This is a genomic window from Curtobacterium sp. PhB146 (assembly GCF_004342995.1).
In the GTDB taxonomy this organism is placed as follows: domain Bacteria; phylum Actinomycetota; class Actinomycetes; order Actinomycetales; family Microbacteriaceae; genus Curtobacterium.
This window is the reverse complement of sequence record NZ_SMBN01000001.1, coordinates 1,432,383-1,449,892: the sequence shown is the minus strand read 5'-3', so window position 1 is coordinate 1,449,892 and position 17,510 is coordinate 1,432,383. Positions and strand designations below refer to the sequence as shown.

At 71.0% G+C, this 17,510-nt stretch carries 17 protein-coding genes and 1 tRNA gene; 7 read left to right on the top strand and 11 right to left on the bottom strand.

All coding sequences use genetic code 11. The features are described 5' to 3' along the window. Window positions 1–81: 81 nt before the first annotated feature. Together EDF33_RS07030 and EDF33_RS07025 are read left to right on the top strand one after the other, a co-directional pair. Window positions 82–162: transfer RNA gene (locus EDF33_RS07030), tRNA-Leu, on the top strand. A gap of 118 nt (window positions 163–280) precedes the next feature. Continuing rightward, window positions 281–982, top strand: coding sequence for a DedA family protein (locus EDF33_RS07025; protein ID WP_123294071.1), 702 nt, complete (start codon window positions 281–283; stop codon window positions 980–982). Between the two features lie 71 nt (window positions 983–1,053). Here EDF33_RS07025 and rdgB read toward each other — a convergent pair whose 3' ends face one another. The 3 genes from rdgB to murI all read right to left on the bottom strand — a co-directional run bounded on the left by rdgB (window position 1,054) and on the right by murI (window position 3,286). Continuing rightward, on the bottom strand, window positions 1,054–1,644 hold the full coding sequence (gene rdgB / locus EDF33_RS07020) for an RdgB/HAM1 family non-canonical purine NTP pyrophosphatase (RefSeq protein ID WP_123340733.1): 591 nt from the start codon (window positions 1,642–1,644) through the stop codon (window positions 1,054–1,056). Beyond that, the gene (rph, locus tag EDF33_RS07015; protein WP_111085013.1) at window positions 1,641–2,372 is read right to left on the bottom strand and encodes a ribonuclease PH; all 732 of its coding nucleotides are present in this window, start codon (window positions 2,370–2,372) and stop codon (window positions 1,641–1,643) included. Before rph ends, rdgB begins: the two co-directional genes overlap by 4 nt. Before the next feature lie 74 nt (window positions 2,373–2,446). After that, the gene (gene murI, locus EDF33_RS07010; protein ID WP_123938935.1) at window positions 2,447–3,286 is read right to left on the bottom strand and encodes a glutamate racemase; all 840 of its coding nucleotides are present in this window, start codon (window positions 3,284–3,286) and stop codon (window positions 2,447–2,449) included. A gap of 116 nt (window positions 3,287–3,402) precedes the next feature. On the opposite strand from murI, the gene EDF33_RS07005 reads away from it, so the two are divergent. Continuing rightward, complete coding sequence (locus EDF33_RS07005; protein ID WP_132099602.1) at window positions 3,403–4,692, top strand: nicotinate phosphoribosyltransferase; 1,290 nt, start codon at window positions 3,403–3,405, stop codon at window positions 4,690–4,692. Between the two features lie 116 nt (window positions 4,693–4,808). On the opposite strand, the gene EDF33_RS07000 is transcribed toward EDF33_RS07005, so the two are convergent. The 3 genes from EDF33_RS07000 to EDF33_RS06990 all read right to left on the bottom strand — a co-directional run bounded on the left by EDF33_RS07000 (window position 4,809) and on the right by EDF33_RS06990 (window position 8,018). After that, a complete protein-coding gene (locus EDF33_RS07000; protein ID WP_111033217.1) occupies window positions 4,809–5,069 on the bottom strand; it encodes a DUF3039 domain-containing protein in 261 nt (86 codons plus the stop codon). A 61-nt stretch (window positions 5,070–5,130) separates the two neighbouring features. Then, window positions 5,131–6,702, bottom strand: a complete 1,572-nt coding sequence (locus tag EDF33_RS06995; protein WP_132099601.1) for an ABC transporter permease — start codon at window positions 6,700–6,702, stop codon at window positions 5,131–5,133. Further along, window positions 6,678–8,018 carry an ABC transporter ATP-binding protein gene (locus EDF33_RS06990; RefSeq protein ID WP_243692377.1) on the bottom strand — a complete coding sequence of 447 codons (1,341 nt, stop codon included), beginning with the start codon at window positions 8,016–8,018 and terminating at the stop codon, window positions 6,678–6,680. The genes EDF33_RS06995 and EDF33_RS06990 overlap by 25 nt, the downstream gene beginning before the upstream one ends. Window positions 8,019–8,315: 297 nt before the next feature. Between EDF33_RS06990 and EDF33_RS06985 the strand changes: the two genes are divergently transcribed. The 4 genes from EDF33_RS06985 (at window position 8,316) to EDF33_RS06970 (ending at window position 11,069) form a co-directional block, all read left to right on the top strand. Then, a complete protein-coding gene (locus tag EDF33_RS06985; protein WP_111085011.1) occupies window positions 8,316–9,011 on the top strand; it encodes a phosphocholine cytidylyltransferase family protein in 696 nt (231 codons plus the stop codon). A 68-nt stretch (window positions 9,012–9,079) separates the two neighbouring features. Then, window positions 9,080–9,880 (top strand): ABC transporter permease, encoded by an 801-nt coding sequence (locus EDF33_RS06980; protein WP_123939022.1) that lies wholly within the window; start codon window positions 9,080–9,082, stop codon window positions 9,878–9,880. Next, window positions 9,880–10,650: an ABC transporter ATP-binding protein gene (locus EDF33_RS06975; protein WP_111085010.1), complete on the top strand. Its 771-nt coding sequence runs from the start codon at window positions 9,880–9,882 to the stop codon at window positions 10,648–10,650. Before EDF33_RS06980 ends, EDF33_RS06975 begins: the two co-directional genes overlap by 1 nt. 116 nt (window positions 10,651–10,766) lie before the next feature. After that, complete coding sequence (locus EDF33_RS06970; protein ID WP_111085009.1) at window positions 10,767–11,069, top strand: hypothetical protein; 303 nt, start codon at window positions 10,767–10,769, stop codon at window positions 11,067–11,069. A gap of 17 nt (window positions 11,070–11,086) precedes the next feature. Here EDF33_RS06970 and EDF33_RS06965 read toward each other — a convergent pair whose 3' ends face one another. The 5 genes from EDF33_RS06965 to EDF33_RS20375 all read right to left on the bottom strand — a co-directional run bounded on the left by EDF33_RS06965 (window position 11,087) and on the right by EDF33_RS20375 (window position 17,428). Next, window positions 11,087–12,319 carry a CDP-glycerol glycerophosphotransferase family protein gene (locus EDF33_RS06965; RefSeq protein WP_131878378.1) on the bottom strand — a complete coding sequence of 411 codons (1,233 nt, stop codon included), beginning with the start codon at window positions 12,317–12,319 and terminating at the stop codon, window positions 11,087–11,089. A 42-nt stretch (window positions 12,320–12,361) separates the two neighbouring features. After that, window positions 12,362–13,270 carry a glycosyltransferase gene (locus EDF33_RS06960; protein ID WP_243692403.1) on the bottom strand — a complete coding sequence of 303 codons (909 nt, stop codon included), beginning with the start codon at window positions 13,268–13,270 and terminating at the stop codon, window positions 12,362–12,364. Between the two features lie 71 nt (window positions 13,271–13,341). After that, entirely contained in the window at window positions 13,342–14,163 is an 822-nt protein-coding gene (locus EDF33_RS06955; RefSeq protein ID WP_123294078.1) for a CDP-alcohol phosphatidyltransferase family protein, read from the bottom strand. Window positions 14,164–14,167: 4 nt separating this feature from the next. Further along, window positions 14,168–15,211, bottom strand: coding sequence for a glycosyltransferase family 2 protein (locus EDF33_RS06950; protein WP_123294079.1), 1,044 nt, complete (start codon window positions 15,209–15,211; stop codon window positions 14,168–14,170). Between the two features lie 183 nt (window positions 15,212–15,394). Then, window positions 15,395–17,428 carry a trypsin-like peptidase domain-containing protein gene (locus EDF33_RS20375; protein WP_243692376.1) on the bottom strand — a complete coding sequence of 678 codons (2,034 nt, stop codon included), beginning with the start codon at window positions 17,426–17,428 and terminating at the stop codon, window positions 15,395–15,397. Between the last annotated feature and the right edge of the window lie 82 nt (window positions 17,429–17,510).

The window sequence follows — 17,510 nt, the reverse complement described above, 5'->3', positions numbered from 1 at the left end:
GCACCACCGACGTCCGCCGACGTCCACCGACGCCGGCCGACGTCCGCCGACCAGGGACCGCTCGGTAGACTGCCGCTGCTCGCGGGAGTGGTGGAATCGGTAGACACGCAGGATTTAGGTTCCTGTGCCCCAGGCGTGAGGGTTCGAGTCCCTCCTTCCGCACCGACCGTTGCGTGCTCGCGCATCTCATACCACCGAGGGACGTTCCGGTCACGCGCGGACGGTACCCTCGTCGTGCGGGTGACCCTCCCGTCACCGCATCTGCACGACCGGAAGAGACATGCACTCCGTCGCACTCGCCCTGATCCCATGGCTGGATCCGCAGTACATCCTCGACCACTTCGGGGCGGTCGCAGTGCTCGTCGTCTGTGCGATCGTCTTCGCCGAGACCGGTCTGCTGATCGGCTTCATCTTCCCGGGTGACAGCCTGCTCGTCATCACCGGCCTGTTCGCGTTCGACCGCGGCGGCGAGATCGGCGGCATCCCGATCTGGGTCGCGGCCCTGATGATCGGCGCTGCGGCGTTCCTCGGCGGGGAGCTCGGCTACTACATCGGCAAGAAGGCCGGCCCGCCGATCTTCGAGCGCAAGGAGAGCGGTCTGTTCTCCAAGGCGAACGTCGAGCGGACCAACGCGTTCTTCCACCGGTTCGGCCCGCTCGCGGTGATCCTGGCGCGCTTCGTGCCGGTCGTCCGCACCTTCGCGCCGATCGCTGCCGGCGTCGGCCGCATGGACTACAAGAAGTACTCGCTCTACAACGCGATCGGCGCCGTCGTCTGGGGTGTCGGTGTGACGTTCCTCGGGTACTTCATCGGGCACATCCCGTTCGTCGCCCACATCGTGCGCGAGTACATCGACATCATCCTGCTCGCCGCAGTCCTGGTCACCGTCGTGCCGATGGCGCTGACGTACATCCGGAACGCCCGCAAGGCGAAGAAGCGCGAGCACCAGGCCGAGTCGACGGCCGTCGACCCGCAGCTGTAGCGGTACGCCGGACCGAACACGACAGGCCCACACCGTACGGTGTGGGCCCGTCGTCGTCGCAGGTGGGCAGTTCAGAGCCCGAAGTGCTCCCGCACGACCGGCGCGATGCCCCGGAACGCCTTGCTGCGGTGCGACAGCGCGTTCTTCTCGTCGCGGGTGAGCTCGGCCGACGACCGGTCGGCGTCGTCCGGCCGGAACACCGGGTCGTAGCCGTGGCCGCCGTCGCCGACCGGCGCGGTCAGCACCTCGCCGTTCCACACCGCCTCGACCACGTGCTCGAACCCGTCGGGCGTGACGAACGCGGCCGCGCACACGAAGGCGGCGGTCCGCTCCACGACGCCGTCGAGGTTCTGCAGCAGCAGCGCGATGTTGTCGGCGTCCGACCGGGTGCCCGCGTACCGCGCCGAGTGGATGCCCGGGGCGCCGTCGAGCGCGTCGACCGCGATGCCGGAGTCGTCGGCGAGCGCCGGCAGCCCGGTGTGGGCGACCGCGGCACGGGCCTTGATCAGGGCGTTCGCGGCGTAGGTGTCGCCGTCCTCGACCGGCTCGGGGCCGTCGTACCCGACCAGCTCGACACCCTCGCCCAGCGCCGACCCGAGGATCTCGCGGAGCTCGACGACCTTGCCCTGGTTGTGGGTGGCCAGGACGACGGTGCCGGTCACGCCAGCCCCAGCACGGTCTTCTGGATCGCCGCGAGCGACTGGTTGCCGGCCAGCCCCAGGTCGAGCAGGACGTTCAGCTCGTCGCGGTCGAACGGCGCGTGCTCGGCGGTCCCCTGCACCTCGATGAACTTGCCCGACCCGGTCGTGACGATGTTCATGTCGGTGTCGGCGGCGGAGTCCTCGGTGTACGCCAGGTCGAGCATCGGCTCGCCCGTGACGATGCCGACCGAGATCGCCTGCACGCTGTCGGTGAGCGGGGTGGCCTTCTTGCCGATGAAGCCCTTGCCGCGGCCCCACTCGATCGCGTCGACCATCGCCACGTAGGCGCCGGTGATCGACGCCGTGCGGGTGCCGCCGTCGGCCTGCAGCACGTCGCAGTCGATGACCAGGGTGTTCTCCCCGAGGGCCTTCGTGTCGACCACGGCGCGGAGCGAACGCCCGATCAGCCGGGAGATCTCGTGGGTGCGGCCACCGACCTTGCCCTTGATCGACTCGCGCTGCATGCGCTCGTTCGTCGACCGCGGCAGCATCGAGTACTCGGCGGTGACCCAGCCGGTGCCCTTGCCGGCGAGCCAACGGGGCACGCCGTTCGTGAACGAGGCGGTGCAGAGCACCTTGGTGTTGCCGAACGAGATGAGCGCGCTGCCCTCGGCCTGCGTGCTCCACCCCCGCTCGATGGTGACGGGACGGTGTTCCTCGGCCTGGCGGCCGTCGATGCGGGTGGTCATGGTGTCCTTTCGGTCCGGCCTGGAGGCGCGGTGCGGGTCATCGGGGCGGGCGGCGGCTGGCGGCTGGTCGCCGCTCAGGCCCGCCCACGGGGCAGCGTGATGGCGCCGGTCTCGAGGTGGCCGACGCGGACGATCTCGGGGCCGAGGAACCGGCGGGCGAGCCGCAGGAACCCGTCCTCGTCGTCGCCGGTCGACTCGAACGAGTACGTCGGGGCGGTGGTGGAGGTGCGTTCGAGGCCGTGCTCGACGAGCCGGCGGTACACGTCGTTGGCGGTCTCCTCGGCACTCGACACCAGGGTGACGTCCGGGCCCATCACGTACTGGATGGCCGCGGACATCAGCGGGTAGTGGGTGCAGCCGAGCACGAGGGTGTCGACGTCGGCGGCGCGGATCGGGTCGAGGTAGCCGGCGGCGACCTCGCGCAGCTCCGGTGACGAGGTGTCCCCCGCCTCGACGAACTCGACGAACCGCGGGCACGCCGCCAGGGTCAGGCTGACGTCGGAGGCCACCGCGAAGGCGTCCTCGTAGGCGCGCGAGGTGATGGTGCCGACCGTGCCGATGACGCCGATGCGCCCGGTCCGGGTCTGCTTCACGGCGGCGCGGGCGGCGGGCTGGATGACCTCGACCACCGGGATGCCGTACGCCTGCTCGTACCGTTCGCGGGCGTCGCGGAGCACGGCCGACGACGCGGTGTTGCAGGCGATGACGAGGGCCTTGACGCCGAGTTCGACCAGGTCGTCCATGACCTCGAGCGCGTAGCGGCGGACGTCGGCGATGGGCTTAGGGCCGTACGGCGAGTGCACGGTGTCGCCGACGTACCGGATGCTCTCGCGCGGCAGCTGGTCGATGATCGCGCGGGCCACCGTGAGCCCGCCGACCCCGCTGTCGAAGACTCCGATCGGTGCATCCGTCACGGTGACCAGCGTACCGACGCGCGCTGCGGACGTCGGGACCGACCGCCTGCGCGCCGCGGGCCGGGCGCCCGAGGCGATCCGGGCCTCCAGGAGGTCACGTCACTAGTGTCGACAGCGTGACCAGCGCGCTCCTGACGGACCAGTACGAACTCACCATGGTCGACGCGGCCCTGAAGGACGGGACCGCCCACCGGCGGTGCGTCTTCGAGGTGTTCGCCCGGCGACTGCCCGACGGTCGTCGCTACGGCGTCGCGGCCGGCCTCGGCCGGTTCCTGACCGCCCTCGGCGACTTCCGCTTCGGCGACGACGAGATCGGGTTCCTGCGCGACCGCGGGGTCATCGACGAGGGCACCGCAGCCTTCCTCGCCGACTACCGGTTCACCGGGGACGTCCGGGCCTACCGCGAGGGCGAGGTCTACTTCCCCAACTCCCCGATCCTGCAGGTCGAGGGCACGTTCGCCGAGGCCGTCGTGCTCGAGACGCTCGCCCTGTCGGTCTTCAATGCCGACTCCGCCATCGCCTCGGCCGCCGCGCGCATGGTCTCCGCCGCCGACGGGCGTCCGCTCGCCGAGATGGGCTCCCGCCGCACCGGCGAGTGGAACGCCGTCGCCGCAGCACGGGCCGCGTACATCGCCGGGTTCGGCGCGACGAGCAACCTCGAGGCCGGCCGCACCTGGGGCATCCCGACGATGGGCACCGCGGCGCACGCCTTCACCCTGCTGCACGACTCCGAGGAAGCGGCATTCCGGTCGCAGCTCGACGCCCTCGGCAACGGCACGACGCTGCTCGTCGACACCTACGACATCGAGCAGGCCGTCGAGACCGCCGTCCGGCTGACCGACGGCAAGCTCGGCGGTGTCCGCATCGACAGCGGCGACCTGCCCTCGGTCGTCGCGGCCGTCCGGGCGCAGCTCGACCGGCTCGGCGCGACCGACACCAAGATCACGGTCACGAACGACCTGGACGAGTACACGATCGCGGCCCTCCGTGCGGCCCCGGTCGACTCGTACGGCGTCGGCACCTCGGTTGTCTCCGGCTCGGGGCACCCGGCCGCCGGCATGGTCTTCAAGCTCGTGGCGCACCAGTCCGCCGACGGCGACGACTGGGTCGCCGTGGCGAAGAAGTCAGCGGACAAGGCCTCGATCGGCGGGCGCAAGGAAGCCGGCCGACGCCTGCGCAACGGTGTCGCCACGGCCGAGGTCGTGCTCACCGCCGGACAGGTCGGCCCCGACGAGCGCGCCCTGCTCGTGCCCGTGGTCACCGGCGGCGTGGTCGATCCGGCGTTCCTCGGAGCACAGGGCGTCGAGGCCGCGCGGGCGCACCACAAGCGGGCGAAGGCCGAGCTGCCGGCGGACGCCGCGCGCATCGGTCGCGGCGACCCCGCGATCCCCACCCTGGTGATCTAGCGCGCCGCTGCGCGCCGCAGCGCCGCTGCGCGCCGCAGCGCATCGCTTGGTGAGCAGAAATGGTCGGGTCCCCGAAGGTGACCCGACCATTTCTGCTCACGATGCGCAGGCTGCGCCTACTCGGACTTCATCTTCTCGTAGATGGCCTTGCAGTCCGGGCACACCGGGAACTTCTCCGGGTCGCGGCCCGGGATCCACTTCTTGCCGCACAGCGCCTTGACCGGCTTGCCGGACAGGGCGGACTGCAGGATCTTGTCCTTCTTGACGTAGTGCGAGAACCGCTCGTGGTCGCCGGGTTCGATCGCTTCGTCTTCGAGGAGCTTCTCGAGCTCCCGGTCCATCACGTCGAGGCCGCCGCCTGGTTCCGTCATGCTCATGGGTCCAGGGTACGACGGTCTGCGCACGTTGGTCTGCGCACGTCGCGCTCGTTCCGGAACGCTAGTTGCGCTGCGCCGCGGCCAGCAGGTCCGGGCCGCGCCGGTCGAACAGCCGCCCTCCCGCGAAGATCCCGATGACGAGCACGACCACGCCGACCCCGATGCCCACCGCGAGCGTCAGCATCGACCACGGCTCGGCGCCGCGGACGAAGGCCAGCACCGCGAGCCACGCCGCCGGGACGGTGCAGAGCACGATGCCGATCACCATCATCGACTGCGCGACCGTCGCCGTCACACCCGCGGCCTGTGGCTGCTGGAACGGGTGGTCGCCCGGCCGCACGGTCGGGTAGGGCAGCAGGACGGACACGACACTCGACAGCCCGAGTCCGGACAGCAGGGCGCTGGCGCTCACGCCGATCAGCAGCGGGAACACCGTCCAGTCGTCGAACAACCAGGCGGACACCGCCGAGCCGGCCACGATCGCCGGCGCACCGACGACGAGGACTGGGACGACACGTCCGAGACGGTCGCTCCACCCGGGAGCCCCGGAGGCGACGTGCAGCCACACCGCGGTGTTGTCGTACGAGACGTCGTTGTGCGGCAGGAACCCGGCGATCAGCGCCATGAGCGGCAACGGCACGAGCGCGGTCCAGTGCCACGGCACCCCGGCGACCCCGAGCGGGATGACGACGAGCGGGACGAACAGGATGATGAGGTACGAGGTGCGGTACCGCGGGTCGCGCACCCAGTAGGTCAGGGCGCGGGCGGCGACGGCGGCGACCGGCGTCGAGCCGAGCCGGTCGAACCAGCCGAGCCCCTGGTAGCGCCGGGTCCGGGTGCGACCGTCGACGGTGTCGAGCGCCCGACCGACGAGCGTCCACCACGCCCAGGTGAGCAGGGCGACGACGGCGATCGCGACGAGCAGCTTGAGGAACCCGGTGCCGACGTGGCCGCTGGCGACCTCGGCGGGCACGGCCCAGGCGGCGCCCCACGGTGTCCACCCCGCGACGTCCGCGACGCGCTGCATCTCGGCGCCTTCGGGGTCGAGCCAGTCGACGCGGAGCAGCAGCGAGACCGCCGGGATCGCGAGCACGATGATCACGAGCGCGACGAGCCACCCGGCGTCGCGGGACCGGTGCGGACCGATCAGCCGCGAGCCGACGGTGCAGCACACGCGGACCAGGAGCGCGCAGGTGGCGATCGCGAGCAGGCCGCCGATCACCGCGAGCACACCGGTCCCGGCGTCACGCGCCCAGGCGATCGACTGGGCGACGGCCACGACGACGACCCCGATCACCGGGATACCGATCAGCCCGGCGACGACGAGGCCGATCGCGAGCCCGCGACGGCCGATGCCGAACACCGCGAAGCGCCGCGGGTCGAGCTGGTCGCTCCGTCCGACGACGAGCGGGACGACGGTGAACGCGAACGCGATGAGCGTGCCGACCGGCACGGTGACCGCGCGGGCCGTGTCGGGGTCGGCGGACCGCAGCGCGACCGTCTGCGTCGCGACGAACACGGCGGCGAGGAGCCCGACGAGGCTGCCGAGCACGACGAGCACGGACCGGCGGGCGCTGCCGCGGACCTCGCCCGCGAGCAGGTCGGCCCTCAGCCGGAGAAGCTGTGCAACCATTCCATGCTCTCTGCCACGACGCGGCCGCCCGCGAGTTCGACGAACTTGTCCTCGAGGCTCTTGCGACCGCGCACCTGGGCCATGGTCCCCGAGGCGAGGACCTTGCCGCCGACGATGATGGCGACGGAGTCGCAGGTGCGCTGAACGAGCTCCATGGAGTGGCTGGAGAGCACGACGGTGCCACCACCGCGCGTGTAGCGGCGCAGGATGTCGGTGATGGTCGCGGCGCTCACGGGGTCGACGGACTCGAACGGTTCGTCGAGCACGAGGACCCGCGGCGAGTGGATGAGCGTGGCGGCCAGGGCGATCTTCTTCGCCATGCCCACCGAGTAGTCGGCGACCTGGCGACCGAGCGCCTCGCCGAGCCCGAACGCCTCGGCCAGGTCGGTGCTGCGCTCACGGGCCGTGGCACCGTCGAGACCGCGCAGGGTGGCCGAGTAGTAGAGCAGCTGCGCACCGGTGAGGCGGTCGAACAGCCGCAGGCGGTCCGGCAGCACGCCGAGGCTGCGCTTGGCGGCCGTGGGGTCGGCCCAGACGTCGTGGTCCAGGACCGTCACGGACCCGGCGTCGGGACGCAGCAGACCGGTGATCATCGACAGGGTGGTCGTCTTGCCGGCGCCGTTCGGGCCGACCACGCCGAAGATCGAGCCCTGACGGATCTCGAGGTCGACCTCGTCGACGGCGAGGGTCTGCCCGTACCGCTTGACGAGGCCGTCGGCGGCGAGCACGACGGGCTGCAGCTTCTGCGGGGCCTTGGGCGCGGTGGCCCGGGGAGCACGCTTCTTCGCGGCGGGGCTCGTCGCGGCGTCCGCCTCCGGTGCGTCGGTCTCCGGTGCGCCCTGCGCTGCGTGCGCGGTCGCGTCCGTCGCGGACGTCGCGTCGCTCGCGGTGGGGCCGGGAGGCACGGTGCCGGTCGTGCCGGCGGCCTTCGCCGGTCGCTTGGTGCGTTGCTTCGTGGTGCGCGCCTTGGCGGGTCGGGCGCCGGTGGTCGTCGTCGGGGCCGCTGCCGCGGCACGGGCCGCGGGACCGGGCACTGCGGCACCGGGCACTGCGTCCGACTGCGGCTCGGTGACCGGATCGGTGTCGGCGGCCGTGGTGTCGGCAGCCGTGGTGTCGTCGGTCATCTCGTCATCAACGGAGGCGTCGCGCGCATCCGGTTCCCCCATGTCGTCGTCGTCGGCGTCGTCCCCCGCCGCGGCGTCCACCCGGTCGGCGGCACGCTCGTCGGCGTCCTGCTCGTCGGTGTCACTCGCTTCGGTCATCCAGGCAGCGTCGGTCGTGGCGTACACGTCCTCGTTCTCTGCTCTGGCGGCCATCGCCCAACCGTACCAACGCTCTCCGGACAGCGGGGAACCGCCCACTCCAGTGTCACGAAATGAGTACGAAGCGCGGCGGACCTACCCCTTGAGCGGGTGTTTCCGTATCATTCACCAGGGCACGAAGAAGTGTTCACCACTTGGAAACCTGCTCCGGCGGGCTCTCCGACACCGTGCAGCGGCCGCCCTCGTGGCCCGCGGCGTCCGGTTCTCGGCGAACTCGGACGTTCCGCGAGCAGACTCGACGAGGCCCGCCCGTGCCCCAGGGCGCGCGGGCGGACACCAGAAGGGACCAGCATGACCACGCAGATCGTGATCCTCGCAGCGGGGATGGGCAGCCGGCTCGGCCGCAGCCTGCCGAAGCCGCTCACGGAGCTCAGTGACGGCCGCACCATCATGCAGCAGCAGTTCGACAACATCCGCGCCGCGTTCGGTTCGAGCGCCCGCGTGACGATCGTCGTCGGCTACAAGTCGGAGCACATCGTCGAGGCCTTCCCCGACGCGTCCTTCGTCTACAACGAGTCCTACGACTCCACCAACACCTCGAAGAGCCTGCTGCGCGCCCTCAAGGCGACCGGCAAGAGCGGTGTCCTCTGGATGAACGGCGACGTGGTCTTCGACCCGATGGCGCTCGTCCGTGCGGCCGACATGATCGACGAGGACCACTCGTTCGTCAGCGTCAACACCGACAAGGTCTCCGACGAAGAGGTCAAGTACACCGTCGACGCCGAGGGGTTCATCCACAAGCTCTCCAAGCAGGTCGTCGGCGGGCTCGGCGAGGCCGTCGGCATCAACTACGTGTCGGCGAACGACAAGCAGGCCCTCATCCGCCAGCTCGGTCGCGTCGACGACCAGGAGTACTTCGAGGGCGGCATCGAGGCTGCCATCGCCGAGGACGGGCTACGCTGGTCCCCGATCGACATCTCCGACCTGTACGCGGTCGAGATCGACTTCGCCGAGGACCTCGAGCGCGCGAACAACCTGTTCGCCTGAACCTCCGTCAGGACCCCTTCGGCGGTTCCGCCCGAAGGGAAACCGTGACCACAGCGAGCGCGCCGACCGTGCCCGCGGCTGCCGCACCAGCGGCGACCCGGAGCGCCGGTCGGCGCTATCGTCATGCCCTCTGGCTGCTGACCGTCCGCGACCTCCGGGTCCGGTACTCGACGTCGGCGCTCGGGTACGTCTGGTCGATCCTCGACCCGCTCGTCATGTCGGCGATCTACTGGTTCGTCTTCACCCAGGTGTTCCACCGCGGCTCGGTCGGTGAAGACCCGTACATCGTCTTCCTGCTCTCCGCGCTGCTGCCGTGGATGTGGTTCACCGGGGGCGTCTCGGACTCCACGCGGGCGTTCATCAAGGAGTCGAAGCTCATCCGCTCGACGACGATCCCCCGCACCATCTGGGTCGCGCGGATCGACGCGTCGAAGGGCATCGAGTTCCTGCTGAGCCTGCCGGTGCTGGCGGCGTTCGCGATCGCGACGGGTGCGCACCTGCACTGGCAGGTCGTCTTCTTCCCGCTGGCGATCGTGTTGCAGTGCGCGCTGGTGTACGGCCTCGGCCTGATCGTCGCGCCGCTCGTCGTCTTCTTCCGCGACCTCGAGCGGGCGACCAAGCTCGTCCTGCGCTTCCTGTTCTACGCATCGCCGATCATCTACGGCACGCACGCGCTGCCCGACGCCCTGCGCCCCATCGCCGCGGTCAACCCGCTCACCGGCATCTTCGGGATGTACCGCGCCGCGTTCTTCCCGAGCCAGCTCGACTGGCTCGAGGTCGGGGCGTCGGTGGTCATCACGGGCATCGTCCTGGTCATCGGCTTCGCGGTGTTCCGACGCAGTGAGCACCGCGTGCTGAAGGAGCTGTGATGACCGCCACCGACCAGACCCGACGTACCGAGACCGTCGCGCCGGTGATCTCCGTGCGCGACGCCGGCATCTGCTTCAAGCGCAACCGACGGGCGAGCCGCAACTTCAAGGACCTCTTCGCCGGACGCGGCCGCCGCAAGCGTGCCGACGAGTTCTGGGCGCTCCGCAACGTGTCGTTCGACGTCCGTCCGGGCGAGGCGATCGGCGTCGTCGGTCGCAACGGTCAGGGCAAGTCCACGCTCCTGAAGCTCGTGGCGCAGGTGATGCTGCCGGACGAGGGCCGGATCGACGTCGGGGCCGGCGTCGCGCCGCTCATCGAGATCACCGGTGGGTTCGTCGGCGACCTGTCCGTCCGCGACAACGTCTACCTGACCGCCGGCCTGCACGGCATGTCGCGCGCCGAGATCCGTGCCGCCTTCGACGAGATCATCGACTTCGCCGAGATCGCGGACTTCGTCGACACCCCGTACAAGCACCTGTCGAGCGGCATGAAGGTGCGCATCGCGTTCGCGGTGATCTCGCGGCTCGACGAGCCCGTCATCCTGGTGGACGAGGTCCTCGCCGTCGGCGACAAGGCCTTCCGCGAGAAGTGCTACAAGCGGATCGAGGAGCTCCTGGCCGGCGGTCGGACGCTCTTCTTCGTGTCCCACAGCGACAAGGACCTGCGCCGCTTCTGCGACCGCGGTCTGTACCTCGACAAGGGCCGGCTGCAGCTCGACGGCACCATCGAGGAAGCGCTGGCGCAATACTCCGCCGACTACGGCGTCTGACCGGTCGGGTACTCCCCCTCCACAACCAGGGCACCACCGTGCCCCCTCCACAGCGACGGGTTCCCGGGTGCTGCGCCGGGGCCCCACCGTCGGACCCTCCCCCTAGCGTTCTCGCCATGCACCACCCAGCACCCGCGTACGCCGTCCCGTTCACCATCGACCGCTCGCAGGCCCCGCGCCGGTACGACCTCGTCAACACCGGGGACGAACCGGTCGACGGCCTGACCCTCACCCACCTCGGCAACGGCTACAGCCCGCCGCTGGCGGTGCACCGGCTCGAACCGGGTCGACGTCTGTCCGTCGCCGTGTTCGGCGCGGATCCGCAGGACACCGGCGTCGTGATCGTCCGCTGGCGCCGTCCGGACCGCTCCGAGTACGTGTGGCGGATGTCACTGGTCGGTCAGGGGCTGCACCCATGACCGTGTCCGGACGGGGCTCAGCGTTCGCCGCGCTCGGCAGCGACGGTGCGCCAGCGCTCCAGCAGCCACTCGACGGCAGCGTGGAACCTGGCCGTCGCGGCACCGGGCGTGGTGTCGCCGAAGTAGCGCGCCACCCACTGCTGCAGCTTGGCGAGCTCGGCGGCGTCCCCCACGGAGGCGTCGATCCGCGCGAGCACAGTCGGCGCGTCGGCCGCGGTCAGCCAGTTGGCGTCGCTCAGGTAGCCGCGTTCGTCCACATCGGCCTCCGGCGACACCGGGCGCGTCACGATCAGGGGCTTCCCGACCGCCAGGCGGTCGTAGATCATCGCGCTGATGTCGGTGATCGCCACGTCTGCGTCGGCCAGCTGCCAGCCGAGCTCGCCGCCCTCGTCGTGGACGTGGTGCGCGGTGGGGTCGGCCGCGTTCGCCGCCGTGATCGCCGCGACGATCCGCTCGTGTGCCGTTCGGTACGCCGGGTCGAGCACGCCGCTCCGCGGGTGCGGGCGGTACACCAGGCGGTGGCGGGGCGACGCGAGCACCTGCTCGGCGATGGTGGTGCCGTGGGACGCGATCGAGCCGTACGCCGCGGCGCCGCGGTCGCCCTCCCACGTCGGTGCGTACAGCACGACGGTCCGGTCGTCGGCGGGGTACGGTGCCGCGCCGGCGAAGTGGTCGGCCTGCGGGCGGCCGATCGCGATGGTCCTGGCGTCGAGGTCGTAGTCCCACAGCGCCTCGGCGAGCCGGCCACGCGCGGCGTCCCCGGCGATCAACGCGTAGTCGTACGCCTTGAACTGGTTCGTCGTCATGTACATCTTGTCGCTCTCGCCGTGGTTGACGAAGACGTGCCACATGCGCCCGTACCGCATCATCTGGAAGTTGCGGGCGTTCTGGTTGACGTAGAGCACCACCTTCGGCGCCTGGGTCTCGACGAACTGCTCCAGGTCGACCACCTGACGGGCGTACACGGCGGGGACCGGCGACTCGTCGATGAGCGTGGTCATCGTGCCTGGGCTGCGCGCGATGATCGCGACCGGGTGCGTCTTCGCCAGTTCGGCCAGCGGCGCGTACCACTGGCGCACCTGGTACATGTTCACGGGGCCGTCGGCGAAGTAGACCGCGATCTCGATCGTGCCGGGCGCCGGCGCCGCGACCGACGGCAGGCGACGGGCGAGCTCCCGGCGGCTCCGGCGCGAGGCGAGCAGGCGCTGGGCCAGGCGCACGGCGGTCCGCACGTCACTGGTGATCGGCATGGACTGTCTCCCGTTCTGCGGTGGCGGTGGGGTTCGGGGCGGTCAGACGACGGGCGGGCGCCCGGCGAGCGTCATCCGGGCGACGGTCAGCCAGCTCATCGGTCGGGTTGGTCCGCAGTCGGTGGTCCGTCCTTCGCGGATGCCGGCGAACCACGTCGTCAGGCGTCGCGGGTGTCGCCACCAGCGTGCGACCTGGATCGCGGCCCACGAGCCGACGTAGAGCGGCCGGAGCGGTGCCGGCAGGTTCCGTCGGGCCAGCCAGACCCGGTTGCGGGCGTTCAGGCGGTAGTACTCGGTGTGCCGGGCCGGGTCGATGGCCGGGTGGTGGGCGACCAGGTCGCCGGCGTACCAGGCACGTCGACCGGCGTCCCACACGCGCCACGCGAGTTCGATGCCCTCGTGCGCGTAGAAGTACTCCGCTCCCCAGCCCCCGACGATCCGGTACACGTCCATCGGCAGCACGACGGCGCCCTCCCACACCGAGAACACCGGCGACGAGTGGTCCGGCTCGCCCTTGCGGATGCGCGGGACCCAGCGCCGCGGGTTGGCGGCGCCGGTCGGGTCGACCACGCGGGGCTGGAGCAGTCCGAGCGAGGGGTCGCGTTCGAAGCGGCCGACGGCGTCCTGCAGGAACGTCACCGAGGGGATCGAGGCGTCGTCGTCCAGGAAGAACACGTAGTCCCCGTCGACGACCTCGGCACCGGCGTTGCGGCCGGCCGGGATCCCGAGGTTCTCCGGCAGCGCCAGCGTCCGCACTCCGTCGGGCAGGCCTGTCGGCTCCCAGCCGTTGCCGACGCAGACCACGTCGAGTTCGACGCCCTGCTGCGCGAGCACGCTGTCGAGCCCGCGGCGCAGGTCGTCGGGCCGGGTGCCCTGCGACAGGCTCACGACGGCGACGCGGGGTCGCTGCGGGTGCGCGACCGCGTGGCGACGAACGGTGCTCGGGGTCACGGTGCCATCGGTCACCGTGTCGTCGGGCACCGCGTCGTGGGGCACCGCGTCGTGGGGCACCGCGTCGTCGGTCACGCCTTGACCCGCTTGGACGCGATGATCGCCAGGAAGTGTCCGACGGTCGCCAGCACGGCCAGCGGCAGCAGCGCCCCGACCAGGATCCGGCTGGCGAGCGTGTCGCCGATCGCCAGTCCGATGAGCGCGAACAGGAACGCGAGCATGCTCAGCTCGACCGAGTGGTACAGGCGGTGGAACGGCAGGAACCTGGCCAGGCGGCGGAGCGAGGCGAGCTTCCGGCCGGACGGCGCGGTCGAGGCGTCGCGTCGGTCGACGAGCTTGTCGAGCCCCGCGTTCGCCCGGGCGACGTGCACCATGTCGTTGAGGGCCTTGTTCAGCACGATGACCAGACCGAGTGCGCAGCCGATCGTGGTCCACATCCAGTCGGCGCCGTGGATCGGCCAGGTGGCGGCTCGGATGCCCAGCGCCACCGGGATCAGTCCCTCGGTCGTGTAGTGCCCGACCTTGTCCAGGAACACCCCGGCGGGCGAGCGGGTGCCACGCCACCGTGCGACCTCGCCGTCGCAGCAGTCCACGAGCATCTGCAGCTGTCCGAGCACCAGGGCGAGCGCTGCGCCCCAGATGCCGGGGATGAGCAGGGCCGCGGCGATGCTCCACCCGACCAGGATCATCAGGCCGGTCACCTGGTTGGCGCTGACGCGGGTCTTCAGCAGCACCCAGGTCAGGTACGGCGAGACGTCGCGCAGGTACAGCGACGCCGTCCAGTGCTCGGCGTTGGCGCGGGCGCGGACCTCGTCCGGCTGGGCGACGGCCCGCAGCTCGGCGATCGACGTCGGGCGTGCGGATCCGCGGCCGTGGGTGGCGGGGTCGGTCATGGGGTCACCGTCCGGTGTGGGTGGTCAGCTCGGAGGTGCGGGTGAGGAACCCGATGATGAAACCGAGCCCCCATCCCACGTGGATGCAGGGCAGCACCACGAGCAGCCAGAGGAAGGTCGCCACCCCGGACCGGCGCGCGACGGCGACCGACCCGAGAACGACGAAGAGCAGGTACACGGCGGGCACGGCGAACCCGAGGAGCGCCCAGGCGACCGGGCTGCCGAGGGCCGCGCCGACGACACCGACGACGCCGGCGAGGATCCCGACGGCCATGGCGGCGACCATCGCGGGCGGCACGAAGTACCGCAGGCCGTTGTTCGCGGGGAACCGACGGGCGAGCTCGCCCCGCCACAACCCGGTGGCGACGAACTGCCGCACCAGGCGCTTCAGGCTCGGTCGCGGGCGGTAGGTGACGACCAGCTCGGGTGTGAACCACACCGTGCCGCCGGTCTGACGCAGGCGTCGGTTGAGCTCCCAGTCCTGGCCGCGCTTGATGCCCTCGTCGAACAGGCCGACCTCGAACAGGCGGTCGCGGCGGAAGACGCCGAGGTACGCGGTCTCGGCGGGGCCGGCGGTCCCACCGACGTGGTGCGGGGTGCCGCCGAGGCCGACGCGGCTGCCGTACGCCAACGCGACGGCCCGCTCGAACGGGCTGCGGCCCTCCGCGCGCATGATGCCGCCGACGTTGTCCGCACCGGACTCGAGCAGGGTGCGGACGGCGATGCGCGTGTAGTCCGGTGGCAGCACCGAGTGCGCGTCGACGCGGACCACCACGGGGTGCACCGACGCCGTGATCGCGACGTTGAGGCCGGCCGGCGTGGACCCGACCGGGTTGTCGATCGCCCGGATGCGCGGGTCGGCCGCGCTCATCTCGGCCACGAGTTCGTTCGTGCCGTCGATCGAGGGGCCGAGCGCGAGGATGACCTCGAACACGCCGGTGTAGTCCTGGTCGAGCAGGCTGGCGACCGCAGCGCGGACCTCGGTGACCTCGTTGAGCACGGGCATCACGTACGAGACGCCCGGCAGGGGCTGTCCGTCTGTCTGCATGCGTACCTCGGGGTGCTGGCTGGGTGCACGGGACGCACCGGGGCGGTGCCGCCCCGCAGAGCGACCATGAGCCTATCAAGACCCGAACCCGGAACCTGCGGGGCGCCCGCGACGCGACCCGCAGACGGACGGGAGGCCCGGCGCACGTCGTGCACCGGGCCTCCCGTCCTGTCCGTGGTGGCGTCAGCCCTTGCTGTCGTACGTGCCCAGGGTCACGTCCGCCTCGCGGGACTGCCCGTTCCGGAGGTAGCTGATCGTCGTCGACGCGCCGCCCGCGAAGTAGCGGACCTGCGCCGTCAGGTCGGTGGCGTCCGAGACGGTCGCCGAACCGATCTTCGTGACGACGTCACCCTTCTGCAGACCGGCCTTCGCCGCCGCACCGCCGGACGAGACCGACTTGATGAGCGCACCCATCTGGGTCGCGCTCGCGTTCTCCGAGGCGTCGCCGACCGTGGCACCGAGCAGGCCGTGCGTGGCCGAGCCCTTGTCCTTGATCTCGTTCGCGACGCGCTTCACCAGGTTCGACGGGATCGAGAAGCCCACGCCGATGCTGCCGGCCGCCGAGTCGGACGACGACGAGCTGCCGGCCGAGGCGATGGCCACGTTGATGCCGATCAGCTTGCCCTTCGCGTCGAGCAGGGCACCACCGGAGTTTCCCGGGTTGATCGACGCGTCGGTCTGGATGACGGGCAGCGAGACCGTGGTGTTCGCGGACGAGCTGCTCCCGTTGTCGCCGTTGCCCCAGAAGTCGAACGGGCCGCTGCCGCCGTTGCCGCCCTCGTTCGAGTCGCCGCCCTCGCTGGGAGCGCTCGACGTGACCTGGATGCTGCGGTTCAGGGTCGAGACGATGCCGTCCGTGACCGTGTTCGACAGGCCCAGGGGCGCACCGATCGCGACCGCGGTGTCACCGACGTTGAGCTTCGTGGAATCGGCGAACTCCATCGGCTTGAGGTCGGTCGCGTCGATCTTGATGACCGCGAGGTCGACCGTCGGGTCGGTGCCGATGAGCTTGCCCTCGTAGATCTTGCCGTTCGAGGTCGTCACGGTGATCGAACCGTTCGAGCTGTCACCGTCGAGCGTCACCACGTGGGTGTTCGTGACGATGTAGCCGTCCTTGCTCATCACGACGCCCGAACCGGTGCCGGCCTCGTTGCTGGACGACACGTTGATCGTCACGACCGACGGCGTCGCCTGCGCAGCGACCGCGGTGACGACGGTCGCGGAGTCGTAGTCGTTGACCGTGAGGTTGCCGCCCTGCGACGAACCGGACGACGACGTGACGGTGCCGCCCTGCGACGACCCGGCGAGCCACCCGGCGCCGCCGCCGACCAGACCCGCGACGACCAGTCCGGCGATGATCGGCAGGACGAGCTTGCTGCGCCCGGAGCGGGTGGTGGTCGTGGTGGCCGCTGCACCCGCGGTTCCGTCAGCGAAGTAGTGGCCGTTGCGCTGGTTCGCGCCGTCCACGTCGCCGAAGGCGCTCGTGGCGGACTGCGGTGCCTGCGCCGACGCTGTCGCGTACTCCGACGAGGGGGCAGCGGCGGAGGCCGGCTGGGCGTACTCGCCGTACCGCGGCTGGCCCGCGGTCGGCTGCTGGCCGTACGGCGGCTGCTGGGCCTGGCCGTACTGGCCCTGCTGGCCGTACTGCGACTGCTGACCGTACTGGGACTGCTGGTTCGGCTGATTCTGGCCGTACTGGGACTGCTGGCTCTGACCGTACTGGGACTGCTGGCCGTACAGGCTCTGTTGGGCCTGCCCGTACTGCGGCTGCTGGTTCTGGCCGTACTGGCTCTGCTGGGCCTGCCCGTACTGGCTCGTCTGGTCTGCGGCGGGCTGCTGGCCGTACTGGGACGCCTGCCCGTACGGGGAGGTCTGCTGGCCGTACCCGGCCGACTGCTGGCCGGCATCGCGCTGCTGGTCGCCCGAGAGCGTCGGGTACGGGGCCGTGTAGCGGTCCGTGGGGTGGTCGGTCGCCGACGGGATCACGTCGGTGTGGTCGGCGCTCGTGGCGTCGTCGGACGGAGCCGCGTGCTGCGCGGCGTCGTCGGACCGCTCGGCGTTCTCGGGCTGCTCGGCGTCGTTGAACTGCTCGGAGTCGTTCGGCATCGACGTGTTCCCCTTCGTGGCCGCTGCGGCGGCGTCCTCACTGGCGGCAGGCGATGCCGCATCGTCCGGACGGCGGTCGTCGCCCTGCCCGTTGGGCGTGGTGTCGGTCATGCTGGACGTGCTCCTTTCAAGCTCGTGCAGTCTGTCGCAACCACCTGAGCGGTGCTTCTGGCGACGCTGGAAGCATCCTCTG

Coding starts and splice junctions, on each gene's coding strand:
- EDF33_RS07025 (WP_123294071.1), top strand. CDS start 281: ATGCACTCCGTCGCACTCGCCCTGATCCCATGGCTGGATCCGCAGTAC.
- rph (WP_111085013.1), bottom strand. CDS start 2,372: ATGACCACCCGCATCGACGGCCGCCAGGCCGAGGAACACCGTCCCGTC.
- EDF33_RS07000 (WP_111033217.1), bottom strand. CDS start 5,069: ATGAGCATGACGGAACCAGGCGGCGGCCTCGACGTGATGGACCGGGAG.
- EDF33_RS06995 (WP_132099601.1), bottom strand. CDS start 6,702: ATGGTTGCACAGCTTCTCCGGCTGAGGGCCGACCTGCTCGCGGGCGAG.
- EDF33_RS06990 (WP_243692377.1), bottom strand. CDS start 8,018: ATGGCCGCCAGAGCAGAGAACGAGGACGTGTACGCCACGACCGACGCT.
- EDF33_RS06985 (WP_111085011.1), top strand. CDS start 8,316: ATGACCACGCAGATCGTGATCCTCGCAGCGGGGATGGGCAGCCGGCTC.
- EDF33_RS06975 (WP_111085010.1), top strand. CDS start 9,880: ATGACCGCCACCGACCAGACCCGACGTACCGAGACCGTCGCGCCGGTG.
- EDF33_RS06970 (WP_111085009.1), top strand. CDS start 10,767: ATGCACCACCCAGCACCCGCGTACGCCGTCCCGTTCACCATCGACCGC.
- EDF33_RS06965 (WP_131878378.1), bottom strand. CDS start 12,319: ATGCCGATCACCAGTGACGTGCGGACCGCCGTGCGCCTGGCCCAGCGC.
- EDF33_RS06955 (WP_123294078.1), bottom strand. CDS start 14,163: ATGACCGACCCCGCCACCCACGGCCGCGGATCCGCACGCCCGACGTCG.
- EDF33_RS06950 (WP_123294079.1), bottom strand. CDS start 15,211: ATGCAGACAGACGGACAGCCCCTGCCGGGCGTCTCGTACGTGATGCCC.
- EDF33_RS20375 (WP_243692376.1), bottom strand. CDS start 17,428: ATGACCGACACCACGCCCAACGGGCAGGGCGACGACCGCCGTCCGGAC.